Source organism: Paenibacillus sp. MMS18-CY102, assembly GCF_009789195.1.
Taxonomy (GTDB): domain Bacteria; phylum Bacillota; class Bacilli; order Paenibacillales; family Paenibacillaceae; genus Paenibacillus_T.
This window is the reverse complement of the sequence record NZ_WSTC01000038.1, coordinates 25,530-50,115: the sequence shown is the minus strand read 5'-3', so window position 1 is coordinate 50,115 and position 24,586 is coordinate 25,530. Positions and strand designations below refer to the sequence as shown.

The following is a 24,586-nucleotide window of genomic DNA, read 5'->3' as shown; positions in this document are numbered from 1 at the left end:
CGCCTTTTTTAGGATATCATTTTCTTCTTTGAGGTCCGCCAGTTGCTTCCGCAGCTTACGAATCTCATCATCCTCTTCCTTAAGATGGCCGCTGCCTGGAAACGCACTTTCTCCATCAAGCTTATAATTTTTCACCCAGTCTCGAACTGTGGTGTAATGAACATTCAGATCCTTCGCCGTATCCGCCATCGTTGCTTCTCCGGCTAAAATTCGCGATACCGCCTGTTCTTTAAATGCTTTATCAAATTGCTTCCGTTGCCCCATAGTAAATCCCTCCACTTTTATTATAGAGGTTTTCTATGTGTCTATCTATTCGGGGCAGGGTCATATCTTATGATGCGGGGGAAGGGCAGTTGGTGGATTTTCAGTAAAGTTTGGTTAAGACAGTTAGGGCATTTAAGCCACAACTGTCTTTTTGTTTGTATACAAGGAACTCTCATGTGGTATTATTTGGGTAATAAATGAACTTGTTTGGAGGACTAAGGTGAAGAAATTTCGCGGCAAAAAAAGATATTTTAAAAAGTTGTGGTCATTGGCCGGAAATTATCAGTTACATGTGGGCGATGATTCTTGGTACGACTTTTGGCATAGGCATCTTGATTTCGGTGGTATAGGCAATGCTAGCCTGAAAGTGAGAAGAGCACACATTAAAGCTCATATGCTGCTATATTCGAGATTTTTGAAACAGCTGGAACAACTAAACAAGCCTTATCAAACTTGGGTATGTATTCATGAGGAAGATGCCGGAGCCGATGCTGTTTACGTGCACACACCAAATCCTAATGCGAAGGATTTTCCGGTAAATTTTGATGATATCAAGTGGAACTGCGATCTTCCCAATACGTTCAGCGATCTTATAGATATGACACAATATAAAGTTGGTTATTATGAGTCAGATTTTGAGCGTGTATATTATGTACAATCAAAACAACTTGAATATCCTTTATAAGGCTGTAGTGGAGGGAATATGAGCATGAAATTAACTAGAACGAGGCTCTGGATACTGCTAGTTATTGTTGCGCTGCTGGCCGGATTCCTTATTTGGGCTAACCAGTATACGTCTAAGAGGGATGCTCTTGAGCATGCGTTGAATGATAAGATGAACAACGCGGTTAATACGGTGCAGCACAGTGCTGTAGAACGTGTTAAAGTCGAGGACCCGAGCAATCCTCATTTCATAGTGAATATGAATCACGAAGACATTCAGTCTTTTGTGACGAGAGAGTTGCTGGAGCAGCTCAATAATGATAGCTCGGTTCCTCCGATTAAATTGACGCATTATCAAATCACGCAATTAAAAGACATCGATGTGTATGCGGATGTGAAGTATACGACAGTATTCGGCATTACGAAGACGGTCTCGGCGCATCTGACGGTTCCGGTTGTTCGGTTTAAGGATGAGGCGGGGGATGAGGTTTTGAAGTGAGGGGGCGGTAACTTAGGTGGGTGTAGATGAGTTTGCTGTCTCAATGAACCGTAACGTTCTTCCGGCAAATCACGCCAAGCGGCACCACTGCGTGCGATCTAATTGCATAAGTCCTGATATTTACAATTACCGGGAAGTTGATTACACAGGAAAGGCTGCAATGGAAAAGGGGATACTGCTTAAATGATAATTCGCACTTCACAAGTGTATATGATAATGATGTTTATTACATCCCTCGCCAATACTACGATGTTTACAACCTATGCGGTCTATTACATTACAACGCTTGGGCTGAACCCATTTGAACTGCTGATGGTAGGAACAGTTCTGGAAGTAACCGTATTGATTTTCGAAGGTATTACAGGCGTAGTAGCCGATACATATAGTCGGCGCACCTCAGTAATCCTGGGGATGTTTGTGATCGGCGGTGCGTACATGCTTGAGGGCAGCGTGCCGTGGCTCGGGTCGATGAGCCCTTTGATCTCGTTGTTCATCTGGCTTCTATTCTCAGAATTCATTCGCGGCATTGGCGAGACATTCCTCAGCGGCGCTGGCACAGCTTGGATTGTCGATGAAGTCGGCGAAGAGAACATCGGCCGCATATTCATGCGGGCCAAACGCCTTAGTCTGATCGCCAACCTGATTGGTATCGTACTCAGCGTCGGGCTATGCACCCTTGCACCTAACCTGCCGTATCTGGTGGGTGGTCTACTGTACCTTGGACTCGGAGCCTTTCTTCTCCTCTTCATGAAAGAGACTAAGTTCGTTCGTTCAGAGCGCACCGCCGAATCCTCGCACTGGCAGAACATGAGAACAACGTGGGTGACCGGGGCAAAGGTGGTACGTGGTCATCCGGTGTTGCTGATGATCCTTGTCGTCACACTGTTCAGTGGCGCAGCGTCCGAAGGATATGACCGGCTATGGGAAGCGTATCTGATCATTGATGTCGGCTTCCCTCAAGGAGCATCGCTCTCGATGGCCATGTGGTTCGGCCTGATTTCCGTTCTCTCCACCTCCCTCAGTCTGTTCGCCGTGAGGATTGCCGAGAAGCGGCTAGATACGGGAAACGAACGCGTGGTCATCGTAGGAATGATCATGTTGACAGGGCTGCGCATCGTCGCACTTCTATCATTTGCCCTCTCTCCGAGCTTTACTTGGGCGCTCAGCTCCCTGCTGGCAATTGGCGTGATCGGGTCTATCAGCGGACCCATGTACGATACGTGGCTGAATATGAACATCGAAAGCAAAGTCCGTGCCACCGTACTTTCAATGATTAGCCAGTCGGACGCGCTCGGACAATCTGCAGGTGGCCCGCTTATTGGCTGGATAGGCAATCGCCTGTCGGTACGAGCGTCGCTTGTGGTCGCCGCCGTGCTGCTGTCACCGATTCTAGTTGTATTCGGTTGGGAGTTGCGTAAACAAGCACCTAATGCAAAAAGTAATGTATGATTCGACCGGGAAGGGGTTACCGCGGGCAGTGTGAAGGGGTAATCTGCTGAAGAAGATCATCTAAATCCACTACCGCTTACGGTAGTGGATTTTTGCTATCGGAATAACAGAACTGATACTAAGAAGCCAACGCTTCCTTCGTAATCGTTTCAATATCGATGGGCGATCTAGAGCCCTCTCGAACTAAGTCGGGCAAAATATTTTGCAGAAAATAATCCACACAATGAAGGTTGATTTGTTTGATTTTGATAAGGGCATTTCGGTACATGACGATAAATTCTTTTTCTGTATTCCCTAATTGCAGCTCTGCGAAGGCCTCGTAGATTTGATCCATTTTGTCGGCGACTTCTAATATTTGCCCTTCTACTGAGTTGTCTTTGCCTTCGCGCAGCTGTCTGCGGAAGATGGGCTTGAAATCCTCGGGAATATGGTCTTCGATGAAATGCTCGACCATTCCTTCTTCTACTTTTTGCAGCATGGCTCGCAGTTCTAGCGAATAGTGCTTCACGGGCGTTTTAATATCCCCGATAAAAATTTCTCCGTAATCATGGCTGCTAGTGATTTCATATAACTTTTTCCAATCCACGGCGACTCCATTGCTTTCTTCAATATCGGCTAACGTCTTGGCATATTGGACGACTTTCCAAGAATGGGCGGAAACGCTATGCTCCTGATATTTGAATTTACCTGGGCAGCGAATGATTCTCTCTAAATCAGTCAACGATTGAAAATACGTATGGATGCCCATAGAGTGGATTCCTTTCTTTGAAAAAGGGATGAAATGTTAGATTACGCTTAGTATAGATTGGATTTGTTAATCGACGATTAACTCGAACAGGGAAATAACTCCTCCTAACCCCTACACGTTATTTCAACAAATCGCGGGTTGTTTATGTGATATACTTTTATTAAGTTTTATGGAAAATGCTAAATAAACAAAAAATTTAAATAACCTTCGTAAGTTGGTGGCAGATATAATGAATTTGCATATAGATACAAAAACGGTTCTAGTGTTGATCGGATTAGGGCATTTATTTACTTCAATCCTGATCGGCGCTTATTGGTATGGCCAGCCCAAAAATAAATTGCTTCACTTATTCTTGCTAGGCAAGTGCGCGGAGTCTGTCGCATGGCTAGGTTCAGCGCTTCGCCCAGAGCATCCGAGCATGCTCTATCTATTAATTATTAACGCAATGCTGTACATAGCCGCTACTTGTGAGATTATGGCCCTGCTTAGTCTCCGAGAGGAGCTGCGTCCAAGGACAAGAAGGATATATTATGCATTAACGGCACTAAGTATCGTCGGATTTGCGTTGCTGGAGCTTTTTTATAATAAAGAAAGTGTGCGGGTGGCGTATTCCTCGATTGTTTCTACAGTGCTTTTGTTCCCGGTGTATCGCATGTTGATTCAAAGATCGGCGACTGCGCTCACAAGAGTTACGGGTTTTCTATATGTACTTGTTTTTGCAATGGGATGTTTAAAAGGGGCCAGCGCGTTATTGACGGGCAGCCGTATACAGGTGTTTTCGCCTGGCATTTATGAGACGCTTATGGTTTTGTCGCTTTTTCTTCTCATGATCGTGGAAAATTCGGGGTTCGTGCTGTTGCTGAAGGAGAAATCGGATCAAGAGCTGGTTCGGTTGGCTAGCTACGACGATTTAACGAAGACGTTGAACCGCAGGACGTTTGCTTTGGAGGCGAACCGTTGCCTTGCCGAACATGCGAAGAGGAGGGCTCCGATTTCCTTTGTGTTGTTCGATATTGATCATTTTAAAGTAATAAACGATACGTTCGGCCATATGGCGGGGGACGATGTGCTGCAGGATATGACGTCACAAATCCAAAGCGAATTGGATGGGGAAGCGTTGTTTGTCCGTTACGGTGGTGACGAGTTTGGCATCATGCTGCTTGGGAAGGATGAGATAGCGTCTGATAGTGTGGTCGAGAAAATAAAAGCGTCGCTAGGGGATGCAGCCTCTCGAGGATTGCCCGCATCTTATACGATTAGCATAGGGGTTCTTACGATTGTTCCAGATCGGCAGACCCAGTTAAATGCGCTTTATTCCTCTTGCGACAAGGCGTTGTATATCGCTAAAAACAAAGGGCGTAATTATGTGCATCGCGCACGGCTTGATCAATATTTGGATGTTCGCAAAGAGTTGAGCGGATAAAATGGTTCTACGTAAACCACTGCCCCACGAGGCGGTGGTTTTTCTGTCTATCATGCGATTTAACTACTCCGCTTACCAGCTTGAAATTCATGGTATAATCAATAAAAATTTCAATAGTAGCGGAGGGTTTGGCCCAATATGTTGCAAAAAAGAGCAGGGCGAGCGATCGTGATCGGCGGCAGTATTGCGGGGTTGCTTGCGGCGAGAGCGCTGTCTGATAGCTTTCATGAAGTCATCATCGTTGAAGCGGATGCTTCTCCGGATGGCCCAACGCCCCGAAACAAGGTTCCGCAAAGCCATCATTCCCATATTTTGCTCGAACGGGGCCAGGAGATTCTCGAAGGGCTGTTTCCGGGCATTATTGAGGAAATGATTCAGAACGGGAGTGTCGTTACCGATTTTACGAATGATCTGGAGTGGTTCCATTTTGGGCAATGGAAGAAGCGGTTCCAGAGTGGAATCCGGATGGTGCAGCAAACCCGCCCGTTCATTGAGCATCATGTCCGTAAGCGGGTAGAGGGGCTTTCGAATATCAGCTCAACTGCCGGAGCAGCCCTATGTAGGGGTTGTCATTCCTTTTGAAAATGAACAAGTTGGAATTACGCTAGGAGGATACTTGAAGGAACCTCCCCAGACTGAGGAGGAGTTCGAGCAAATTGCGAAGCAGCTTCCCCAACCGGATATTTATCGTTTTATTCAAAAGGCGACGCCTATCAGTGAGCTGAAAATTTATAAAATTTCCTCGCAATCACGCAAACGGCGCAATATCATCGATAAGCTTCCTAACCGTTTCATCATGATTGGGGATGCATATTGCCGATTCGACCCGCTGTATGGCCAAGGGATGACGGTAGCTGCAATGGAGGCGGAAGCCTTGCATGCGGAGCTGGGGCGCATCGCAAACGGCGAGTCGATGGATACGGTGATCAAAAACTATTGGGATAAGTTGCCCAAACTTACTGATGATCCGTGGAACATGGCGCTCGTCGAAGCGTATAGGCATCCAGCTATTATTGGCAAGAGGTTCGGAATCGGGGTACAAAAGTGGTTCACCAAGAAAATATATCGAGCATCTGCCCATGACAGCGTGGTGTATTTGCGATTGGCGCAAGTGATGAATCTGAAGCGTTCCTCTACTGCGTTCTTTCAGCCTTCGATGCTGAAGAGGGTTTTTCGTGGGAAATAGTTCTAGATTATGGGATATCATTCTTGAACGAAGGCAAACCCAAAACTTAATCCAACCCCAACTCGTATTCTGTAATAAATGGTATTAAGTATAAGGAGTGGAAAAATGGCACTAAACAAAAAGTTCGCTTCACTCTTAGTTGGGCTCCTAATTGTATTATGTTTAGGGATTTCCATTGCCAACGCGCAAAGCTCTGCCCGGTCCCTCGAAGAAAAGACAAGCCAGCCTGTTGAAGAGTTCCAGCAGCATCCATACGAATCCGCCAAGCAGATGTTTAATGATTATTTTACCGGAATAATGAAAACGAACGGCCGCGATGGGGAGCCTCTGCTGGGTTTTGCTATTAGCAAAATTGATCTCTCTATGCCTGGCCGTATAACGGCCTCCGTTGCGCTGGACTATGGTGATGGTTTAGGCGTACTGCCTGAAGCGGAGTATGCGCTTGTTCGAACCGATGGCCGTTATCAGGTACAGAAACAGCTCTGTGTATTCGATATGGATATCAAATCGCCCAATTATCAATCCGTTCAATGCACGCCTGATTTTGTGACGGATGAGGATTCAATTTCCGTGCGATTCTGAGCGCCTTTTGCTTGCTCATAAAAATCAATAATCAAGTCAATCGTGCCGTCAAAATCCTCTTTTATTTGATGCTCCCACACGCGAAGAACCTTCCAGCCTGAGCTTAAATAATGCGCGGTATTCACTTGATCACGCTCTTTATTTCTTGAAAGCTTCTTGCTCCAATATTCAACATTGGACTGGGGGATATGGCCGTGAATATCACAAACATGCCAATAACAGGAGTCGAGAAATACGGCTGCTTTATATTTTTTCCACGCGATATCGGGCTTGCCCGGAAGGTCTTTTATATTTCTGCGAAATCGCAGGCCCTTGTTCCATAATGCTTTGCAGACCCGGTCCTCCATTTTCGTTTTAGATTTGATGGACCGCATGATTTTGCTTCTAGTTTCTTTCGAAAATTTATCCGGCACGTCAATTCGCCTCCAAGCGTGATAGAAGGGCCGTTTATGGTGCGCCCCATTTATCATCCTGCCCATAGCAAGGCTTTTTCAGAAACCGGATAAAGCTTATCTTTTCTTTTTCTAGATTACGGAAACCCGTAATCTTTTTTTTGCATGCGTAATTTAAAAGGGAAATGCAGGAAATTGTCGAATATTAGGTTTTATATAGGTCTTATGTCGCATACATCATGGAACAGAGGCGATTACATGTCAATAGCATCCGACCAGCTGGAACATGCAATTAGAAGAGCTGCTAACGCCGAAAGCATTCCTAATCAGTTGCCGCAATGGCTGCTCGATCTAGGCATCACGCAGGGCACGGGAATTATTGCATCGGAACGGATTGGAGGAGATAGGAACAACAAGACAGATGTTATTATCCGCTTGCAACATTCGAATCCGATTAAGATTTCGGCGAAATTGAGCAGAGTACAATATACACAGAGGAAGTTCGGATAGATGTCATCTAGAATAGGGGGCGGAGAATTTGGCATATAGAGCCTATTTCGACATTCCAATAGATACCGTAATGAAGCCAAGAGGCAGCTCGCCTTACTTGCTGGATCGGTTGATTGAAGAATTACAAAATGCAGCAAATATAAAACTATCATTGTTCTTATACAATAATCTCTATCTGCACGAGAAGCTTGAACAATTAAGTGCACAAGGCTGTTCGGTGCATATCTATTCGATCCCTTTAAATGGGTATTCTAAGCAAACAGTGAATATATATAATCCAGAAACGAGTGCAAGAGGGGCCTCTTCTAAATTCGACTATGCAAAGGGAATATATAAACGTATAGAAGATGGAAATTTCCCGAAAATAAGCCTTCGTCTCTTCCCACATACGTATCAGTGGTACAAACAGCATTACTCCCGTGGCAAGGAAGCGTACAGTTTACACAATAAATCGATACTTATAGAGCTGAGGGATGGCAGCACGAAATGCATTAGCTTATCCAGCAATCTTGCTTATGCCGATCCTCCACATAGTGATAATTTGTTAGTTATCGAAAATGAACCGAATACGGCGGCGATGTTCAAAACGTACTTTGGCTTGTTGGAAAAGCATTCTTTATCGCTTGCTGAATATAAAGATTTTTCCGGTACGAAATGTGATTCCGAATATCTGGTTGAGCCAACAGCCCTTGAGGCTGATGAGTATCAGGGTTGTTATTACAGTGCTCCTTTTATTGCTTATGGCGGGCGGGGCAGCAACCATTTTGTACAGGATCAAATAATTGCGTTTATCCAGTCTGCGAAGCGCAGAGTATACCTGTGCGCACAGCATTTTATGGATATAGATCCTTTCGATAAAGCAGCAAAAAGTATTGTAACAGCTCTCGGTGAGCTAGCGGGCCGGGATCCATCGGTTGAAATAAAGGCGTTGAAGCAGACGAGGGCGGATAATCAGGCACAAGGCAAGAGGACGCATCTCACAGAGGCCTACTTGAAACGGTGGAGCAATGTAGAGCAACGATTTTGGTCCCCAATCATTCATGATAAATTCATCATCGTGGATGATAAAATCATTGTGATGACTGCAAACATAACCCCAACCCAGTTTGCGTGGCGTTATCCACACAAGATGCAATATGCTGCGAATATACAGGATAATCGTATGCAAAATTGTTTCTCAGAAATTAATAGTTTTCATTTTATTGAGGATGCAGAACTAACGGGGCAGTATGAAGCGCATTTTCAAACGTTATGGGGAAAAGCCAATACAGTATAATAGGGGGTCAGGCAGATGGCAGGAACACAAAGTATTTTGGAATGGACTTTAGTATCGGAGTGCCCAATCCCACAGGACATTAATGCTTTGCTAGTGACAGGGGAAGTGGCGGTTGCCGCGTATAAAACCTTTCGGGATACGGCTGTATTTACGAATAAAAGGCTGATTGTGAAAGATGTGCAAGGCATTACAGGCAAAAAGGTAGAGATATACTCTCTTCCTTATTCATCCATTAATATGTGGTCCACAGAGAACGCAGGCGGGTTTCTCGACTTTAATGCAGAGGTGGAGTTGTGGACACGGGCGGGGCATATCAAAGTGAAATTGCAAAAAGGCGTAGATATTCGCAAGTTTGACATGCTGATCGCCAACGCGCTTTTGCGGGATTAATCGCTAGGGGATTGATCTAACGGACCTCAGAGTCGCTATCCCCTCCAAAAGTGCCCTTTGCGAATTGTAACGGACACCACGGCCGTTATTTAGCTAATTTACTGCCTCTTGGAGTCGATATTCGCCAAATAGCGGCTGCTCGGTCCGTTAGAACACAAATGAGTCCGAATTTGATCAAATAAGGGCTGCTCAGTCCGTTAGAATTTCCAACGAAGGGTGTCCTCAAGTTTGATTGCGGGATAAGAGATTCAAAGTTTGAGCAGCTAAATCAGAAGGGGCAATATTCAATTTTAGATGCGCTTCAGCGTTATTGTGGGAAAACCATAAGCATGTCCGTGGATGAACTTCGCCTGATGAGTGCAGAACATTTAGAAGCCATTCGTGGGACCGTAGGCGGTTGGATACTTACGGGACGAAACGTGCCTGATTTAATAAGCGCATATGAGTCACTGAAAGATGAAGGATTGCTTAATAAGGTCTCTTTTGGACAGCTGCCCATAGGAGATTAAATGCCAGGGCTTTATTTTTCTCTTCGGTTGATACTGTGCTGCTCTACCGAATGCTGCTTCTGGCGGGAATGATTAATGAAAAAGGCTAGTGGAATAGTTAAGGGCAAACAATTGATGTAATGGCAAAGTTCGAGCCGAGGAATGCAATCGCGTCCCTCGGCTCGTTTTTTTTATGAATTTTCTTCTACTTGTTGTAATTAATGCTACTATAGGAATAGATGAAGGCTGGGGAGGTTAACGATGGCAGAGATGCAGGCGGCAGGCCAATCAAGGGAACGAGAAGCCCACATGATGAGGGCGCTAGTCTATGACAACTATGGATCGCCAGATGTTCTGAGGATTGAAGAAGTGGAAGTCCCTGTACCTAAGAGCCACGAAGTGCTGATCGCCGTACATGCCGCATCGGTCAATTCCTGGGATTGGGATCTCTTGCGCGGAAAACCGTACATTACCCGCCTTGGCGGGCTTCGCAAGCCCCGTTACCGGATTCTTGGCGCTGATATCGCAGGGAAGATAGTCGCTGTAGGTGATGCTGTCGAACGGTTTCGGCCAGGAGACGAAGTGTTCGGGGACATTTCGGGTTGCGGATGGGGCGGATTCGCCGAATATGTATGCGCACGGGAAGAAGCTTTGACGCCAAAGCCAACAGCGATAAGTTTTGAACAGGCGGCGGCTATTCCACAGGCAGCCGTTCTAGCCTTGCAAGGGCTGCGGGATAAAGGCAAGATTCAAAGGGACCATCGGGTTCTGATTAATGGGGCGGGCGGGGGCGTAGGCACGTTCGCCATCCAATACGCCAAATTGCTAGGGGCAAAAGTAACCGGCGTGGACAGCGCCGACAAGCTGGATATGCTGCGCTCCCTTGGGGCGGATCATGTTTTGGATTACGCCCAAGAAGATTTCACCGCAATCGGTCCACGCTACGACCTGATCCTCGATGTCGTCGGGAAACGATCGGTATTTGCCATCAAACGCGCGCTCAAGTCAGGCGGCAGATACGTCATGGTAGGCGGCTCCATACCACGCCTCCTCCAGACGTTGCTGGTATCGCCGATTGCTGCCTTGTTCGAAAAGAAGAAACTGGCGGTTCTCGTTCACAAGCCTAATCATGACGACCAATTGGCCTGGCAGGCGCTTGTTGAAGCGGGCCATGTCGTGCCCGTCATCGGCCAGAAGTATGCATTGCATGACGCGGCCCAGGCGCTTCTGCATCTTGGGGAAGGCCGTGTGAAGGGGAAAGCTATTGTATGTATGGAGCCGCTGATGGCATCACGGTGAAGAACCGAAGGCGCTTGGAACATTAAATCTATCCATCCACAGCCGCATGAGGTTGTGGATTTTTATAATATGCAAAATTATATTGATAATCGATAGAAATAGTGAATATATCTGCCATTTTTGCGACAATGTTATATGATGGGATTTATAAACTTGCAATTGAACGTTAGTGAGGGGAAATTCGATGCATTATGATTGCTTAATTGTTGATGATGAAGATGCATTAGCAGAGTCGACTAGCGAATATTTTAATATGTTTAACGTGAAATCTGCTTATGTAACAAGTGAAGAAGCATGTTTTGCTTTTTTGCAGGACAATGAAGCCTCGCTTATTCTTCTTGATATCAATTTGGGTGAAACTTCCGGGTTTGATTTGTGCAAGAAGCTTAGGCAAACGACGCAAATTCCGATCCTGTTTATTAGTGCCCGTTCGAGCAATGATGATATTCTGATCGCGCTCAATATCGGCGGCGACGACTATATTCAGAAGCCCTATACGCTTAGCATCCTGCTTGCGAAAGTGAAGGCTGTGCTCAAACGGTATACATCGACGGTCATCGCAACTGCCCCTACGCTTGATTTTGGGCAGGTCCAAATCGATGCGCGTATGGGGCGTGTCCGGGTGAACGGCGAAGAGGTGAAGCTAAAGGCGATGGAATTCAAGCTGCTATCCTATTTGGCTGGCCATAAAAACCGCATTATTCCCAAAGACGAGCTGTTCCTTCATGTGTGGGGCGATGCTTTTGTCGGGGATGGCACGCTGAATGTCCATATCCGCCATCTGCGCGAAAAGCTTGAGGCAAAGCCCAATGAACCTCAGTATATTAAGACGGTCTGGGGGAAGGGGTATATGCTGGAGGATAGCCAGCTATGAACGCAAGAAGCTTATTCGCCATAGCTGCCGCGGTATGCGCAGTTGGCCTTATTTTATTTATGTTGGTCGGCAGAGCTAAAGTGGATACCGACGTTGACGTCATTATGGTCAATGAAATTGTGAAGATAACAGAAGGCCATTGGGCGCATTTAGAGCCGAGCGATTACGGCGGGATTCGGCTGCCTTTTGTTATTGTTGATGCCGCCGGCAAGCCGGTGTATGAGACTTCAGCTGGTTTGTTTACGACAATGAACGATGCAGTTAAGCACAATAGTACGATTGTAGACATCATCATTGACAGGCAAATAGCGGGCAAGGCTATCGTCATGAACGATTACAAGCAAGCGATTGAAAGCATTATGGACCGGTTAACCTGGGCGGTTGGAATCGCATTTGTCCTATTGGCTGCAATGTGCGGTTTCTACACGGTATGGTTGAACCAGGCTATATTTCGGCCGTTCAAGCGATTGCAGAGCTTTGCTGCGCATGTGGCTAGAGGCAATCTGGACATTCCGCTGCATATGGGCAAAAACAATCCGTTCGGCGCGTTCACCGAAAGCTTCGATCTGATGCGCGACCAGCTGGCGGCCGCACGCCAAAGCGAATACGAAGCGAACCGCAGCAAGAAGGAGCTTGTTGCTAGCTTAAGCCACGATATCAAAACGCCCGTCGCGTCAATTAAGGCTGTCAGTGAGCTAATGCTCGTGAAAGCTGAGGATGACAAAACTACCCGCCAATTAAAAACGATCTATTCGAAAGCCGAGCAGATTCATTTGCTCATTACCGATATGTTTCATGCGACCATGGAAGAGATGACCGAGCTCACGGTGACGGTAAGCGAGCAATCCAGTGGCATGCTGCAGGAAATGTTCATGAATGCTGATTATGAAGGGCGTGTGCACTGCGAGCCGATCCCGCCTTGCCTTGTGCTAATGGATGCGGACCGGTTGCAGCAGGTGGTCGATAATGTGATAAGCAATGCGTATAAATACGCAAGCACTGCTGTAACGATTAGATCGGAATGCAAGGATGGCCATCTTGCCGTCAGCATTATGGATTACGGGCCAGGGGTCGACGCGGACGAACTGCCGTTGTTGTTTAACAAGTTTTATCGGGGGACGAACGTACAGGGGCAAAGCGGCACAGGCTTGGGGTTGTTTATTTCTAGATATTTTATGAAAAACATGCAAGGTGAGATGGAATGCTACAGCCGCAGCGACGGTTTTACGGTCGTGTTGCGATTAATGTTGGCAGGTTAAGCGAATTAAGAATCCGTTAAGAAATGCACAAAGCTTTACTAAGATTTGTTTTTGTATAGTAAGACTGTAGAAGTGACGGACGGCAGTCTTGTGTGCATGGAAGCGAGTATCTTAGTCGGCGAGGGTGGTAAAGGTGCAAGCGGTATTATTACGGACGGAGAAGCTGTGCAAAACCTTTTCTAGCAGCGGGTTTCAGCAGCATGTTCTGAAAAATTTGGATTTAAGCCTGATGGAAGGCGACTTTACCGTTATTATGGGAAGCTCCGGTTCAGGCAAATCGACGTTGTTATATGCGCTGAGCGGCATGGATAAACCGACAATTGGCGCGATCCACTTTGAGGGAAATGAAATTTCGAAGCTAAGCAACGACCAGTTGGCTATCTTTCGAAGAAACCATTGCGGATTCGTGTTTCAGCAGATCCATCTGTTGGATAACATGAGCGTGTTGGATAATATAATGGCTAGTGGCCTGCTCGTCAGCCGCAATAAGCGGGAGACTGCAGGAAGGGCGAAGCAATTGCTCTTATCGGTTGGGTTGAATGAAAATTCTTGGGAGAAGTTTCCTTCCCAACTGTCTGGTGGCGAAGCGCAACGGGCTGGAATTGTAAGGGCGCTTATCAACAATCCCAAAATATTGTTCGCAGATGAGCCGACGGGGGCGCTTAACTCAGCAGCTAGTGATAGCGTGCTTGATGTGTTGACCGAGGTGAACTCGGACGGACAGAGCATTGTCATGGTTACCCACGATATTATAACGGCATTGCGAGGAAATCGCGTGCTGTTTTTGCGCGACGGCGTTATTTATGGCGATCTGCAGCTCGGCCCTTACCATAAGGGAGAAAGTATTGAGCGCCTTGAGCGGCTGCAAGTTTTTCTAGCCGAGATGAGGTGGTAAGATGGGCGTCATGAATCTTGTCAAAGCTAACTTGAGAAAAGGCAAGGGCACTATCTTATCGTTGTTCATTCTAATTGCGGCCTCAGCCCTTTTATTAAATATCGGATTGACGGTCATAACGGTTATGTCTTCCTTCTATGAGCATAAATCGGAAGAGTTGCATGATCCCCACGTGATTATGGTGATGGAAAAATCGGACTATAAACAAGAAAATTTAGATTTCTTTAAAGCCTACCCCGGCGTGAACGATGTGGAATTTGAGCCTATTATGGTGATGGGCTCCGCTTTTTTCCGCTTTGGCGATAGTGAATTTAATTCAGGGCTCGCGATATTGAATGCAGATGCTAGCCGGAAGCTTGCGCCACTTAAGCTGGTAGGGAAACAGGAGCCGATTCCCGGCGGCGAAGCGGTTTACTTGCCTTATAGCTTTCAAGCAAGCGGCGGCTACCAATTAGGCGATACGTTAACGATTACTTATCAGAACAGGTCCCATAGCTACCAAGTAGCAGGATTTTTTGAATCGACGATGTTGGGTACGAACAATATGGGCGTGATGAAGCTTTATTTGGCAGATGCGGCCTACAGGCAGTTGTCAGTGAAGTTAGGCGATAAGGGAAGCGGAGTGCTTCTGTCTGCGACGCTTGCGGATATGAAACGTTCAACCGAGATGCTGGACGAGTTCCATACGAAATTTATGTCCACGAGCAGCGGCGTGAATGACCCGTTTCAATATATGGCAGATATTGAAGTGATGAAACAGGTTAGCGGAATGACGGTTAACTTAATCGCGATTATTTTGGTCGTATTCGCGGGCGTCATTGTGCTTGTTTCGCTGATCGTCATTAAGTTCCGTGTATCCAATATGATAGAGGATAGCATTGTGAACATTGGCGTGCTCAAAGCGCTCGGCTATACGAACAGGCAAATTGCTGCTGCACAGGTAGGGCAGTTTGCGTTCATTACGCTGGCCGCCAGTATTGTTGGAGTCGCCCTATCGTACGCGTTTTTCCCTGTCTTCAGCAAAATCTTGTCTACACTGACAGGGCTGCTGTGGGCCCGAACCTTTAATGTAACCCTCAATTTGGCCAGCATTTTCATTGTGCTCGTGTCTGTCATAGTCGTCGCGTTGGTATCCTTAGGGCGCATTCGCAAGCTTCAGCCGGTCGCCGCTTTACGCGGGGGCATTACGGCGCATAACTTTCGGAGGAACTACTTTCGGCTAGAGAAGGCAAGAGGCGGTTTGCAGATTCTTCATGCTTGCAAGGCAGCCATGATGAATAGCAAGCAAAACATAATGATAACGGTCATTATGATCGCCATTACGTTTGCATCGGTGTTCTCTATTGTGTTGTATGACAACATTGCTAGAGATAAGACGGCATTCATTCGCCTCATTGGCTCGGAAACATCGAACGTTACCATCCAAACGAAAGAAGGGGCTGATAGCGCTAAGTTAAGATCAGCGGTCGAGCAGATGGATGGTGTGCGCAAGACCCTTTTTTTGGATACAATTCCGATCAAAATAGAAGGCCTGAGCATTTACACGAATATATCCGATGATTTCAGCCTGCTGGACAACCAGACCGTCTATGAGGGAAGGTACCCGAAGTATGACAATGAAATTGCGATTTCTTGGACACTGGCGAAGCAGACTAATAAAAGCATCGGTGATATGATTAACCTTGAAGACAATGGCACCACCTTTTCCTATCTGGTCACGGGGTTAAGCCAGTCGATCGGCAATATGGGGCAAGCTGCGTATATGACAACGCCTGGCATTAAACAATTAATACCCCGCTATACAGGGCAATATATTGACGTTTATTTGGACGGAGTATCGAATGGTGCCTTTATTAACGAGGTTAAGGCCCGTTATGGAGACCAAGCGGCTGAAGTTACGGATATTGATGCGTCGATTGACAGCCAAAGCTCCATCTATACGACGGCCGTGTTTACGGTTATGGTGATTGTGCTTGTCATTTCAGCACTGGTCATTTTGCTCATCCTTTATCTCGTGATCAAAACAACCCTGCTAAAGCGCAAACGCGATTTTGGCATTTTGAAAGCGATAGGTTATACGACGCTCCAGCTTATGAACCAGTTGGCATACAGTTATGTTCCAGTCATGCTGGCAGGGGTTATGTGCGGAGGCCTATTGGGTGCGCTCTACACGAACGCCATGCTGACGCTGCTGCTCTCTAGGGCGGGCATTCACAATGTACAATTTACAATTAAACTGTCCTTCATTGTAGCCCTTTGTATTGGAATGTTGATGCTTGCCTACATCATTTCGATGATTGCGGCTTATCGAATGAAGCGCATTACGCCTCATGGCTTAATCACGGAGTAGCTTTGGCTGCAATGAACAAACGACCGCTTATGGTCGTTTGTTTTGTCGTAAAATCCTTCATGGATAGTTGAGTTGCGGCATAATCTCGCCAGTATTGATACGGATAAAAGCCCGGCCATTAGGTCGGGCTTTTTAATTGCTATTGGAAGTGAATGAAGGTTGACAAGGGAAAGGCAAGAGCATATCATAATACCCATAGGGGTATATGTACAAATATCAAATAGCAACAAGTAAAGGAGGCATTGTTGGTTAAAGGGCTGTATGGTTATAATCCTGCAGGCCATGTTTTTTTATGCAAAACAATATACCCCATGGGGTATATTGATGCGTTTTATCCAATACACGAACTAAGAATGGAGCATTCATATGGATCTAAGTTTGGGCTGGCTTCTCACGTTGTTTGCGATCGGGTTTATTGGATCGTTCATCTCTGGCATGGTTGGCATCGGTGGCTCCATCATCAAGTATCCGATGCTGCTCTACATCCCGCCTGCGCTTGGGTTTGCTGCTTTTACGGCACAGGAAGTATCGGCGGTTAGCGCCGTACAAGTATTTTTTGCAACAATTGCAGGCGTATTCGCCTACCGGAAAAGCGGCTTGATTAACAGGAAGCTCGTGCTTTATATGGGGATTCCAATCGTGATCGGCAGCTTCATCGGGGGGTATGGCTCCAGATTTCTGCCGGATTCAGCGATCAACATAACGTATGCGCTGCTGGCGCTTATTGCGGCGGTTATGATGTTTCTGCCGAAGAAAGGCGCTGAGAGTGGGGATTTTGCCAAGCTGCAGTTCAACCGCCTGATTGCTTCTTTATCAGCTGCGATTGTTGGGATTCTATCCGGCGTCGTTGGCGCAGCTGGCGCGTTTATCACAGTGCCGATTATGCTCGTTATTTTAAAAATACCGACGCGAGTTGCAATTGCCTCTTCGCTGGCCATTACCTTTATTGCCTCCATTGGTTCAACGTTTGGCAAAGCAATGGGCGGCCATATGCTGCTGATTCCATCTATTATCATGGTTGTGGCGAGTATTGTAGGTTCGCCGATTGGCGCGAAGATTGGGCAGAAGATCAACGTAAAAGTGCTGCAATTCGTGCTTGCTGGTTTGATCACGGCAACGGTTATAAAAATATGGCTTGATATTCTGACGTAATGGCAGGGAAAGGGAGGTGCCATAATTATGCAGTGATTTTACTCTTGCATTTATACCCCATGGGGTATATGATGGAGACAAGTTGCTGATCTATTTTTTTTAATCAAAATTATACCCCTATGGGTATGTGGGATTCGATTTTCAGCATAGGAGGTGAGATCAATTGGATCAGAATCTCGCGATTAATATCGTGATTGTTGTCGGCATGGTTTGGTTTATCGGCAAGCGGTTCGCAGGTGTAAAAGGGCTACGCAGCTTAAACGCTGACCAATTGCAGAATGAAATCAAATCGAATCGTAATCATGTACTGATCGATGTTCGCGAATCAAGTGAGGTAAAGCAAGGTTACATTGCGGGAGCCATGCATATTCCGTTGTCCCGGCTGAAGCAGCGGCTAAACGAAATTCCTTCGGATCGCAGCATCTACTTGTATTGCCGTAGCGGAATGAGGAGCAAGCAAGCCGCACGCGTTCTTTCTAAGAATGGCTTCCATGAACTCGCTCATCTGCAAGGCGGAATTATGGCATGGCGAGGGCAATTGAAAAAATAATGATGAATAAACGGATAAAAAAGGAGCGAGCACAATGGCTGGAAAATTTTCAAAAGCAATTACGCCTGATCAAGTGGCCGAATGGATGAAACAAGGAGTGGCGCTGCATATCGTCGATGTACGCGAACAAGATGAGTGGGATTCCGGCCATATTGCGGGAGCCAAGCATATGCCGCTCGGGATGGTCAGCCAGCGGCATTCAGAGCTTAACCCGAAGCAGGAAACGATCATCGTATGCCGCAGCGGCAATCGCAGTGGGCTTGCCTGCGAGCATCTGGAATCGCTTGGCTATAACGTCGTCAATATGACGGGTGGCATGATGAATTGGAACGGAAGCGTTGAATGTTGACCGTGCATAGAAGGTTAATTAAGCTTGCTTGACCTGTTTGAACGGAATCAGCGATTGCCTGAAAGGGCAAAAAAATTTTTTCGAAAATATACCCCATAGGGTATATAAAAGGAGCGATTTCAAATGACAACTACGACCATGTACCAACCGATGACAGCCAAGGAAGTTACTCGTTTTATTTTGGACAGAAAGCCGCTGTTTATCCTTGATGTTCGCAATGAGGGTGATTACAACGATTGGAGAATTGAAGGGGCAACGGTTGAATCGATAAACGTTCCGTACTTTGAATTGCTTGAGGGTGTAGACGCAATCATGGACCGTATCCCGGCAGAAGGGAAAGTGCTAGTGGCATGCGCCAAGGAAGGCTCGTCTAAGTTCGTGGCAGAGCAACTGGCGGAGGCAGGACGAGCCGGCATTTTCTATCTCGAAGGCGGCATGAAAGCATGGAGCGAGTATTTGGAGCCGGTTAAAGTTGGCGATCTGCAAGATGGCGGCGAGCTTTATCAGTTCGTTCGAATCGGCAAGGGCTGTTTGTCCTACATGGTTATGTCGGGCGGCGAAGCTGCAGTGATTGATTCGTTGCGGATGACAGAAGTGTTCGAACAGTTCGCAGCGGATAAGGGCGCACAAATCAAACACACGATTGATACACATTTGCATGCTGACCATATCTCCGGCGGACGTGCCCTTGCGAAGAAGACGGGGGCATCCTACTGGCTCCCGCCGAAGGATGCTGAGGAGGTGCAGTTCGAGTATGAGCCGCTTCTTGACGGTAACGAAATAACGGTCGGAGGAACGCAGATCAAAATCCAGGCGCTATACTCGCCGGGCCATACGATCGGCAGTACGTCCTTTATCGTCGACGGCCGTTACTTGCTATCGGGTGACATTCTGTTCGTTGAATCGATTGGGCGTCCGGACTTGGCAGGGCTTGCAGAAGACTGGGTGGGCGACCTGCGCGATACACTGTACAACCGCTACAAGGAGCTGTCCGAGGATTTGATCGTGCTCCCTGCGCATTTTGGCAAAATGACGGAGCTCGGTGAGGGCGGGAAAGTTTCCGCTCGATTGGGCGACCTGTACAAGCACAATCCAGGGCTCAATATGCAAGACGAGGCAGAGTTCCGCCGTGCTGTTACCGAGAATTTGCCGCCGCAGCCAAACGCATACCAGGAAATTCGGCATACGAACATGGGCAAAATCACGCCTACTGCTGAAGAACAGCGTGAGATGGAAATCGGTCCTAACCGTTGCGCGATTCATGATAAGTAAGCTTATATTTTCGAATACAGAAGGAGGACTACAACAATGACTGCACATGAACCTATTCAAGTGGATCTTACGCTCGACTGCAAAGGGCTGGCTTGCCCGATGCCAATCGTGAAGACGAAGAGGGCGATCGAAACGGTACAATCGGGGCAAGTTGTCGAGATTCAGGCGACGGACAAAGGCTCGCTGGCTGATATTCAAGGCTGGGCTAGAACGACCGGCCATCAATACTTGGGAACGATCGAGGAGAATGCGGTTTTAAAACATTATGTCCGCAAATCAAGCCCGAATGAGCTGAAGCCGGAATCGACATATGCGAACACGATGTCAGCGGACGAACTGCAAGTGAGGCTTGCCGGCGGCGAAGCAATAATTGTTTTGGATGTACGTGAGCCTGCGGAATATGCATTCCAGCATGTCGCCGGCGCAATCTCCATTCCGCTTGGCCAACTAGAAAATCGCTTCGGGGAGTTGGCTAGCGATAAGGTTATCGCCGTCATTTGCCGAACGGGCACCCGAAGCGATCTCGCTTGCCAGCTGCTGCAAGACAAGGGCTTCGAGCATGTCGCGAACGTCATTCCGGGCATGGCTGGCTGGAACGGGCCAACGGAACAGCTCTAAGCAAAACGAAGGCAAATCATCTGTTGGCGAATTGCATCATCATTTTAAGCGGTCATGGGACCAACACATTTGAGGAGGATAACAATATGAATAAGGATCTAGTTGTCGATACGAAGGGGCTAGCATGCCCAATGCCAATTGTTAAAGCGAAGAAAGCGCTGGATAGCCTACAACCCGGCCAAGTGATGGAAGTGTTGTCGACGGACAAAGGCTCAGTCAATGACTTCCAAGCATGGGTTAAGCAAACGAACCATGAGCTGATCAAGCACGAGGAAGAGCAAGGCGTGTATAAATTTTACGTTCGCAAAGTCTAATAATAGCAGGGGGAGCGGAGAGACGGCATGGAGAACATGGGGAAGAAGAAAACGACTATTGTGTTGTTCAGCGGCGACTACGACAAAGCGATGGCGGCTTTTATCATCGCTAATGGAGCAGCTGCTTATGATCATGAAGTAACTATTTTTACGACTTTCTGGGGGCTAAATACGCTTCGCAAGGAAGGTCCTGTCCAGACGAATAAAGGGCTGCTGGAGAAAATGTTCGGATGGATGATGCCGCGTGGAGCAAACAAACTCGGCTTGTCCAAAATGCAAATGTTCGGCATGGGACCAAAGATGATCAAGCATGTCATCAAGAAGCATAATGCCATGACGCTGCCGCAGCTGATCGAATTGTCGCAGGAAATGGGTGTTAAGCTGGTCGCTTGCACGATGACGATGGATTTGCTAGGGTTGCAAAAAGAAGAGCTGATAGACGGTATCGAGCTTGGCGGTGTGGCCGCGTATCTCGGGGACGCTTCGGAAGGCAACGTGAACCTATTTATCTAGCATGGTCGGCGGAGGGTATGAATGCTATCTTATTTGCCTTATAATATACCCATACTCGTATTTGTAAGTGTGCGTTCAAGAAAGGGTGAAGAAGAGATGGATTACAACTACTCGGATGAGTTGAAAGCGCGATTGAAACGGATCGAAGGACAGGTTCGTGGGGTGCTGCGCCTTATGGATGAAGGGAAGCCGTGCAAGGATGTCGTAAGCCAGCTGTCCGCTGTCCGCAACGCTTCCGACAGAGCGATCGCCCAAATCGTCGCCGAGAATCTTCAGCAATGCATCCTGGACGAGCAGCAGACTGGCGGAGACACGGGCAAGCTCGTGAAGCAAGCTGTTGAGCTGTTGGTAAAGAGCAGATAATAGCAAGTGGCGGCGGCAGCAGCTGCGGACCTTTCATATTCGGAAGAGAAACGCGAACACGGTGTGATGTGTTCGCGTTTTTTTGCTACAGGGATTTTATATTAAATGATGAATAGCTCCCACTAACACGGAGTACACTACATAGTGTACATTATGTACATAAATTAGTACAATGGGGGTAAGGGAGGGATGAATATGCAAACCGTTCTTAATGCGACTGATGTAAGAGCTAATTTTGGTGGTTTTATTGATACCATTGTCAGGGAGAAGCCGCAAGCTATTAAACGAAATAGAGATATCATTATGGCATTTTCCAAACAACAAATGAAGGAATTGCTTTCTATATATGAGTTGACCTTCGAATATGAGCAAGATGAAGACGGACGCTATGCGGGTTCCATCGAACAAATTGAAGACATCGTTGCGGACGGTGAGACGATAGATGAATTGAGAATGGAATTAGCAAGGCACTTAGTAGAGTATGCAATCGATTATGAAAATAACTATTCCCGCTATTACAATACGCCAAATCGCCATAAGCATGCACCTTATGTTTTGAGAGTTTTGTTGGAAGATGATATCGAATCGGTATCAATCATGTTCCATGCCTAGTTGGAGTGACATGGAAAAATTTTTGAGGCGTGATGGCTGGGTTATGGCCAGGCAAAATGGCAGGGATAAGATATACGAAAAGACTTTGCCTAGCGGCGAGGTGTTGCGAACCGCGGTATCCAAAGGTACAGGGGAAATAGGCAAAGGTTTATTTAATCGAATATTGAAGCAACAGTTGAAGGTAGATAAGGAATATTTTAATTCGAAGAAATAAAACGCGAACACGGTGTGATGTGTTCGCGTTTTTAATTGTGCGTGGATAGGATCTACTGAGGCGGGGAAACTCGGCTTCTCCTGATTGCGATTATTGGGCTACATCGTTCTTAACTAGCACACGCGTACGATTGCCCAATAAAACAAAAGCACAGATGCCAGCAATCAAACTCGCAATGCCAGCTATAAAGAAAGAGCTTCTGGATCCTTCGAGGAATAATGCCGGAGTGAATTCTATCGTGGGGGTATCCATGTGCTGCGATATTAATGTGCCGGACAAGGCGACTGCAAAAATCGCGCTTAACTGCCGAAACGTGTTGGTGACACCATATGCGGCGCCAGCCCGTTCTGGTGGAACGGCGTCGATCAGCGCGATAGTCGAAGCGGCTCCGATGAAGGAAACGCCGATGCCGACGAGCGCAAGGGCCCAGGCGTAGGTGAGGTATCCGCTCCCCTCCTTAAGCAAGGTGAGGACGAGGACTCCCACGCCTACTAGGGAGGTTCCTAGCATAATGAGCCTCAGGTATCCGATACGTGAGGCGATCGTGCTGCCTACGAAGGAGGCGACCATGATACTGGCCGTCAGGGGCAGAAAGCGGATCCCGGTCGCAAGGGCGGAGTAGTGATTAATGTTTTGAAGATATAGCGTTAACAGAAAGATGACGGCGTACATGCCGAAAAATCCGAAAAAATTAACCGTACAAGCCACATTGAATATGCGGTTTCGGAAAAAATCGAGCGGGATAAGCGGTTCCTTGCATCGCAATTCCCATCGTACAAAAAGAATCAAACAAACGAGGACGCCCCCAAGTGCCAGTAAAATGGGCCATGAAAGCCAGCCAAGGGAGTTTCCTTCAATACAGGCGTAGGTGAGAGCGGAGATACCGGCGATAAATAAGATTTGCCCCAGCACATCTTGCTTCTGGGAGCGTTTCGTCCTTGTTTCTTTTAGAACTGTGCCTAATACAGCTGCCGACAATAAGCCTAACGGAATGTTGATCCAAAAAATGCTCTGCCAGCCCCAATGCTCGACCAGCAGCCCGCCCGCAACGGGACCAGCCGCTAAGGCAAGCCCGCCAATGCCAGCCCAGATGCCAATCGCTTTCGCTCTGGCGGCGGGTTCAGGATAAATCCCTCTAATAATGGCCAACGAGACGGGAATCATCATGGAACCTGTTATTCCTTGCAGCACCCTTCCGATTAGCAGCATGCTGATAGAAGGGGCGAAGGCACAGGCCAGGGAAGCTAAAGTGAACCCGAGCAAGCCCCCAATAAATACTTTCTTATGGCCCCAACTATCCCCGAGATTCCCCGCCGTCAGCAGCAAACAGGCAAAAGCAATCGTGTAGGCGTCAATGACCCACTGCAAGCTAGATATGCCCACATGCAGATCGCTGCGGATCGAGGGAAGGGCAACATTGACGATCATCGAATCCAGATAGACCATGAATATGCCGAAACAAATGAAAAGCAAGACGATGCCTCGATTGCGTAAGGGAGAAGGCTTCTGCGCGGGGTCCATTCCAATCATCCTTCCTTCGTGTAGCTGTTTACTTCTGCTTCGGCAGCAATCGTGTCGCGATGCCGATTCGATTCCAGCTATTGATTGTGTTGATAGCCATAATGAGCACCATAAATTGCCGTTCGTCGAAGTGCTTCATCACTTGTTCGTATACGTCATCTGGCACTCCGGCGTCAGCGATTAGCGATACGGACTCGGTTAACGCCAAGACTGCACGTTCCGTCTCGGTATAAAAGGGGACTTCTCTCCATACTGGCAGCAAATAGAGCCGTTGGTCCGTTTCGCCTATTTTCTTCAAGTCGCTCGTGTGGGAATCGATGCAGTAGGAGCAGCCATTTATTTGCGAAGCCCTCAGCTTTATTAACTCGTACAGCTTCGAATCCAATCCACTGCCTTTAATGAATTCCTCCAGCTTTAACATCGTCTCCGTCGCTTCGGGACAGGCTTTGTAATAATCAAATCGTGTACTCATGTTCAATCTCCTCGCTTCATATAAATTTGCCTAAGCATCTTATAGACAAAGCAGCGAGCCATTTTGTGAAAAGTTCCGGTTATGAAAAA

At 47.1% G+C, this 24,586-nt stretch carries 30 protein-coding genes; 25 read left to right on the top strand and 5 right to left on the bottom strand.

The genetic code is table 11. The annotated features are described in order from the left end of the window. The coding region (locus tag GON22_RS22080) for a transposase (protein ID WP_160398279.1) at positions 1-264 on the bottom strand (264 nt) is incomplete at its 3' end. A 220-nt stretch (positions 265-484) separates the two neighbouring features. Between GON22_RS22080 and GON22_RS22075 the strand changes: the two genes are divergently transcribed. The 3 genes from GON22_RS22075 to GON22_RS22065 all read left to right on the top strand — a co-directional run bounded on the left by GON22_RS22075 (position 485) and on the right by GON22_RS22065 (position 2,875). Next, complete coding sequence (locus GON22_RS22075; protein WP_160398278.1) at positions 485-949, top strand: hypothetical protein; 465 nt, start codon at positions 485-487, stop codon at positions 947-949. A 24-nt stretch (positions 950-973) separates the two neighbouring features. Next, a complete protein-coding gene (locus GON22_RS22070) occupies positions 974-1,426 on the top strand; it encodes a hypothetical protein (protein WP_160398277.1) in 453 nt (150 codons plus the stop codon). Between the two features lie 183 nt (positions 1,427-1,609). After that, complete coding sequence (locus tag GON22_RS22065; RefSeq protein ID WP_160398276.1) at positions 1,610-2,875, top strand: MFS transporter; 1,266 nt, start codon at positions 1,610-1,612, stop codon at positions 2,873-2,875. Positions 2,876-2,993: 118 nt separating this feature from the next. Here the strand turns inward: GON22_RS22065 and GON22_RS22060 are convergent, their stop codons facing one another. Next, complete coding sequence (locus tag GON22_RS22060) at positions 2,994-3,623, bottom strand: YfbR-like 5'-deoxynucleotidase (RefSeq protein ID WP_160398275.1); 630 nt, start codon at positions 3,621-3,623, stop codon at positions 2,994-2,996. Between the two features lie 229 nt (positions 3,624-3,852). Here GON22_RS22060 and GON22_RS22055 point away from each other — a divergent pair, with 229 nt between their 5' ends. The 4 genes from GON22_RS22055 (at position 3,853) to GON22_RS22045 (ending at position 6,814) form a co-directional block, all read left to right on the top strand. Further along, complete coding sequence (locus GON22_RS22055) at positions 3,853-5,046, top strand: GGDEF domain-containing protein (RefSeq protein ID WP_160398274.1); 1,194 nt, start codon at positions 3,853-3,855, stop codon at positions 5,044-5,046. Between the two features lie 138 nt (positions 5,047-5,184). Continuing rightward, positions 5,185-5,628, top strand: coding sequence for an FAD-dependent oxidoreductase (locus tag GON22_RS26265; RefSeq protein WP_237179303.1), 444 nt, complete (start codon positions 5,185-5,187; stop codon positions 5,626-5,628). Positions 5,629-5,662: 34 nt separating this feature from the next. Next, positions 5,663-6,232, top strand: coding sequence for a hypothetical protein (locus GON22_RS26260; RefSeq protein ID WP_237179302.1), 570 nt, complete (start codon positions 5,663-5,665; stop codon positions 6,230-6,232). Between the two features lie 105 nt (positions 6,233-6,337). Continuing rightward, entirely contained in the window at positions 6,338-6,814 is a 477-nt protein-coding gene (locus GON22_RS22045) for a hypothetical protein (protein ID WP_160398273.1), read from the top strand. On the opposite strand, the gene GON22_RS22040 is transcribed toward GON22_RS22045, so the two are convergent. Then, positions 6,760-7,227 (bottom strand): DNA mismatch endonuclease Vsr, encoded by a 468-nt coding sequence (locus GON22_RS22040; RefSeq protein WP_160398272.1) that lies wholly within the window; start codon positions 7,225-7,227, stop codon positions 6,760-6,762. The genes GON22_RS22045 and GON22_RS22040 overlap by 55 nt on opposite strands. Before the next feature lie 237 nt (positions 7,228-7,464). Here GON22_RS22040 and GON22_RS22035 point away from each other — a divergent pair, with 237 nt between their 5' ends. The 18 genes from GON22_RS22035 to GON22_RS21950 all read left to right on the top strand — a co-directional run bounded on the left by GON22_RS22035 (position 7,465) and on the right by GON22_RS21950 (position 22,504). After that, positions 7,465-7,716 carry a hypothetical protein gene (locus tag GON22_RS22035; protein ID WP_160398271.1) on the top strand — a complete coding sequence of 84 codons (252 nt, stop codon included), beginning with the start codon at positions 7,465-7,467 and terminating at the stop codon, positions 7,714-7,716. A gap of 28 nt (positions 7,717-7,744) precedes the next feature. Next, complete coding sequence (locus tag GON22_RS22030) at positions 7,745-8,992, top strand: phospholipase D-like domain-containing protein (protein ID WP_160398270.1); 1,248 nt, start codon at positions 7,745-7,747, stop codon at positions 8,990-8,992. Positions 8,993-9,007: 15 nt separating this feature from the next. After that, entirely contained in the window at positions 9,008-9,382 is a 375-nt protein-coding gene (locus GON22_RS22025) for a PH domain-containing protein (protein WP_160398269.1), read from the top strand. 749 nt (positions 9,383-10,131) lie between these two features. Beyond that, positions 10,132-11,169 carry an NAD(P)-dependent alcohol dehydrogenase gene (locus tag GON22_RS22020; protein WP_237179301.1) on the top strand — a complete coding sequence of 346 codons (1,038 nt, stop codon included), beginning with the start codon at positions 10,132-10,134 and terminating at the stop codon, positions 11,167-11,169. 184 nt (positions 11,170-11,353) lie between these two features. Beyond that, positions 11,354-12,043, top strand: coding sequence for a response regulator transcription factor (locus tag GON22_RS22015; RefSeq protein WP_160398268.1), 690 nt, complete (start codon positions 11,354-11,356; stop codon positions 12,041-12,043). Then, positions 12,040-13,302 carry a sensor histidine kinase gene (locus GON22_RS22010; RefSeq protein ID WP_160398267.1) on the top strand — a complete coding sequence of 421 codons (1,263 nt, stop codon included), beginning with the start codon at positions 12,040-12,042 and terminating at the stop codon, positions 13,300-13,302. Before GON22_RS22015 ends, GON22_RS22010 begins: the two co-directional genes overlap by 4 nt. Before the next feature lie 133 nt (positions 13,303-13,435). Further along, a complete protein-coding gene (locus GON22_RS22005) occupies positions 13,436-14,197 on the top strand; it encodes an ATP-binding cassette domain-containing protein (protein ID WP_160398266.1) in 762 nt (253 codons plus the stop codon). A 1-nt stretch (position 14,198) separates the two neighbouring features. After that, positions 14,199-16,547: an ABC transporter permease gene (locus GON22_RS22000; RefSeq protein ID WP_160398265.1), complete on the top strand. Its 2,349-nt coding sequence runs from the start codon at positions 14,199-14,201 to the stop codon at positions 16,545-16,547. 366 nt (positions 16,548-16,913) lie between these two features. Further along, positions 16,914-17,699 (top strand): sulfite exporter TauE/SafE family protein, encoded by a 786-nt coding sequence (locus tag GON22_RS21995; protein WP_160398264.1) that lies wholly within the window; start codon positions 16,914-16,916, stop codon positions 17,697-17,699. Between the two features lie 163 nt (positions 17,700-17,862). Next, positions 17,863-18,249, top strand: a complete 387-nt coding sequence (locus GON22_RS21990) for a rhodanese-like domain-containing protein (protein WP_160398263.1) — start codon at positions 17,863-17,865, stop codon at positions 18,247-18,249. A gap of 34 nt (positions 18,250-18,283) precedes the next feature. After that, positions 18,284-18,598 (top strand): rhodanese-like domain-containing protein, encoded by a 315-nt coding sequence (locus GON22_RS21985; RefSeq protein ID WP_160398262.1) that lies wholly within the window; start codon positions 18,284-18,286, stop codon positions 18,596-18,598. Positions 18,599-18,721: 123 nt separating this feature from the next. Next, entirely contained in the window at positions 18,722-19,870 is a 1,149-nt protein-coding gene (locus GON22_RS21980; protein ID WP_160398261.1) for an MBL fold metallo-hydrolase, read from the top strand. Positions 19,871-19,906: 36 nt separating this feature from the next. Next, positions 19,907-20,488: a sulfurtransferase TusA family protein gene (locus GON22_RS21975; protein ID WP_160398260.1), complete on the top strand. Its 582-nt coding sequence runs from the start codon at positions 19,907-19,909 to the stop codon at positions 20,486-20,488. Positions 20,489-20,574: 86 nt separating this feature from the next. After that, entirely contained in the window at positions 20,575-20,802 is a 228-nt protein-coding gene (locus GON22_RS21970) for a sulfurtransferase TusA family protein (protein WP_160398259.1), read from the top strand. Between the two features lie 36 nt (positions 20,803-20,838). After that, positions 20,839-21,315: a DsrE/DsrF/DrsH-like family protein gene (locus tag GON22_RS21965; protein WP_160398284.1), complete on the top strand. Its 477-nt coding sequence runs from the start codon at positions 20,839-20,841 to the stop codon at positions 21,313-21,315. Between the two features lie 96 nt (positions 21,316-21,411). Continuing rightward, positions 21,412-21,678 (top strand): metal-sensitive transcriptional regulator, encoded by a 267-nt coding sequence (locus GON22_RS21960; protein WP_160398283.1) that lies wholly within the window; start codon positions 21,412-21,414, stop codon positions 21,676-21,678. 189 nt (positions 21,679-21,867) lie between these two features. Further along, on the top strand, positions 21,868-22,290 hold the full coding sequence (locus tag GON22_RS21955) for a hypothetical protein (protein WP_237179300.1): 423 nt from the start codon (positions 21,868-21,870) through the stop codon (positions 22,288-22,290). Beyond that, positions 22,253-22,504 (top strand): type II toxin-antitoxin system HicA family toxin, encoded by a 252-nt coding sequence (locus GON22_RS21950; RefSeq protein ID WP_336604355.1) that lies wholly within the window; start codon positions 22,253-22,255, stop codon positions 22,502-22,504. The genes GON22_RS21955 and GON22_RS21950 overlap by 38 nt, the downstream gene beginning before the upstream one ends. A gap of 90 nt (positions 22,505-22,594) precedes the next feature. Here GON22_RS21950 and GON22_RS21945 read toward each other — a convergent pair whose 3' ends face one another. Then, positions 22,595-24,025 carry an MFS transporter gene (locus tag GON22_RS21945; RefSeq protein WP_160398258.1) on the bottom strand — a complete coding sequence of 477 codons (1,431 nt, stop codon included), beginning with the start codon at positions 24,023-24,025 and terminating at the stop codon, positions 22,595-22,597. Positions 24,026-24,053: 28 nt separating this feature from the next. Then, positions 24,054-24,497 carry a carboxymuconolactone decarboxylase family protein gene (locus GON22_RS21940; RefSeq protein ID WP_160398257.1) on the bottom strand — a complete coding sequence of 148 codons (444 nt, stop codon included), beginning with the start codon at positions 24,495-24,497 and terminating at the stop codon, positions 24,054-24,056. Between the last annotated feature and the right edge of the window lie 89 nt (positions 24,498-24,586).

What these genes read in the sequence shown, in the direction of transcription:
- GON22_RS22070 (WP_160398277.1), top strand. Translation starts at nt 974, where the DNA reads ATGAAATTAACTAGAACGAGGCTCTGGATACTGCTAGTTATTGTTGCG.
- GON22_RS22065 (WP_160398276.1), top strand. Translation starts at nt 1,610, where the DNA reads ATGATAATTCGCACTTCACAAGTGTATATGATAATGATGTTTATTACA.
- GON22_RS22060 (WP_160398275.1), bottom strand. Translation starts at nt 3,623, where the DNA reads ATGGGCATCCATACGTATTTTCAATCGTTGACTGATTTAGAGAGAATC.
- GON22_RS22055 (WP_160398274.1), top strand. Translation starts at nt 3,853, where the DNA reads ATGAATTTGCATATAGATACAAAAACGGTTCTAGTGTTGATCGGATTA.
- GON22_RS26265 (WP_237179303.1), top strand. Translation starts at nt 5,185, where the DNA reads ATGTTGCAAAAAAGAGCAGGGCGAGCGATCGTGATCGGCGGCAGTATT.
- GON22_RS22045 (WP_160398273.1), top strand. Translation starts at nt 6,338, where the DNA reads ATGGCACTAAACAAAAAGTTCGCTTCACTCTTAGTTGGGCTCCTAATT.
- GON22_RS22035 (WP_160398271.1), top strand. Translation starts at nt 7,465, where the DNA reads ATGTCAATAGCATCCGACCAGCTGGAACATGCAATTAGAAGAGCTGCT.
- GON22_RS22025 (WP_160398269.1), top strand. Translation starts at nt 9,008, where the DNA reads ATGGCAGGAACACAAAGTATTTTGGAATGGACTTTAGTATCGGAGTGC.
- GON22_RS22020 (WP_237179301.1), top strand. Translation starts at nt 10,132, where the DNA reads ATGGCAGAGATGCAGGCGGCAGGCCAATCAAGGGAACGAGAAGCCCAC.
- GON22_RS22015 (WP_160398268.1), top strand. Translation starts at nt 11,354, where the DNA reads ATGCATTATGATTGCTTAATTGTTGATGATGAAGATGCATTAGCAGAG.
- GON22_RS22010 (WP_160398267.1), top strand. Translation starts at nt 12,040, where the DNA reads ATGAACGCAAGAAGCTTATTCGCCATAGCTGCCGCGGTATGCGCAGTT.
- GON22_RS22000 (WP_160398265.1), top strand. Translation starts at nt 14,199, where the DNA reads ATGGGCGTCATGAATCTTGTCAAAGCTAACTTGAGAAAAGGCAAGGGC.
- GON22_RS21995 (WP_160398264.1), top strand. Translation starts at nt 16,914, where the DNA reads ATGGATCTAAGTTTGGGCTGGCTTCTCACGTTGTTTGCGATCGGGTTT.
- GON22_RS21985 (WP_160398262.1), top strand. Translation starts at nt 18,284, where the DNA reads ATGGCTGGAAAATTTTCAAAAGCAATTACGCCTGATCAAGTGGCCGAA.
- GON22_RS21980 (WP_160398261.1), top strand. Translation starts at nt 18,722, where the DNA reads ATGACAACTACGACCATGTACCAACCGATGACAGCCAAGGAAGTTACT.
- GON22_RS21975 (WP_160398260.1), top strand. Translation starts at nt 19,907, where the DNA reads ATGACTGCACATGAACCTATTCAAGTGGATCTTACGCTCGACTGCAAA.
- GON22_RS21970 (WP_160398259.1), top strand. Translation starts at nt 20,575, where the DNA reads ATGAATAAGGATCTAGTTGTCGATACGAAGGGGCTAGCATGCCCAATG.
- GON22_RS21965 (WP_160398284.1), top strand. Translation starts at nt 20,839, where the DNA reads ATGGGGAAGAAGAAAACGACTATTGTGTTGTTCAGCGGCGACTACGAC.
- GON22_RS21960 (WP_160398283.1), top strand. Translation starts at nt 21,412, where the DNA reads ATGGATTACAACTACTCGGATGAGTTGAAAGCGCGATTGAAACGGATC.
- GON22_RS21955 (WP_237179300.1), top strand. Translation starts at nt 21,868, where the DNA reads ATGAATATGCAAACCGTTCTTAATGCGACTGATGTAAGAGCTAATTTT.
- GON22_RS21950 (WP_336604355.1), top strand. Translation starts at nt 22,253, where the DNA reads ATGATATCGAATCGGTATCAATCATGTTCCATGCCTAGTTGGAGTGAC.
- GON22_RS21945 (WP_160398258.1), bottom strand. Translation starts at nt 24,025, where the DNA reads ATGGACCCCGCGCAGAAGCCTTCTCCCTTACGCAATCGAGGCATCGTC.
- GON22_RS21940 (WP_160398257.1), bottom strand. Translation starts at nt 24,497, where the DNA reads ATGAGTACACGATTTGATTATTACAAAGCCTGTCCCGAAGCGACGGAG.